The sequence below is a fragment of the Citrobacter sp. Cpo147 genome (assembly GCF_030332405.1).
GTDB classification, from domain to species: Bacteria; Pseudomonadota; Gammaproteobacteria; order Enterobacterales; family Enterobacteriaceae; genus Citrobacter; species Citrobacter portucalensis.
On sequence record NZ_JAOWHX010000006.1, the window covers coordinates 1 to 281 of the forward strand.

Below are 281 nucleotides of genomic sequence, written 5' to 3' on the forward strand. Positions count from 1 at the left end.
CTCAGAAGTGAAACGCCGTAGCGCCGATGGTAGTGTGGGGTCTCCCCATGCGAGAGTAGGGAACTGCCAGGCATCAAATTTAGTGTGCTGATATGGCTCAGTTGGTAGAGCGCACCCTTGGTAAGGGTGAGGTCCCCAGTTCGACTCTGGGTATCAGCACCAGTTTTTCGGTTAAAGTTCGGCACTTAGAAAAGAATTTGTCTGGCGGCTGTAGCGCGGTGGTCCCACCTGACCCCATGCCGAACTCAGAAGTGAAACGCCGTAGCGCCGATGGTAGTGTG

The 281-nt window shown here is 54.8% G+C and carries 1 tRNA gene and 1 rRNA gene; both read left to right on the forward strand.

What is annotated here, in order from left to right:
• The first annotated feature begins 86 nt into the window (after positions 1-86).
• A tRNA-Thr gene (locus tag OGY06_RS00025) sits at positions 87-162 on the forward strand.
• 38 nt (positions 163-200) lie between these two features.
• Positions 201-281, forward strand: a 5S ribosomal RNA gene (rrf, locus tag OGY06_RS00030); the annotation flags it as partial.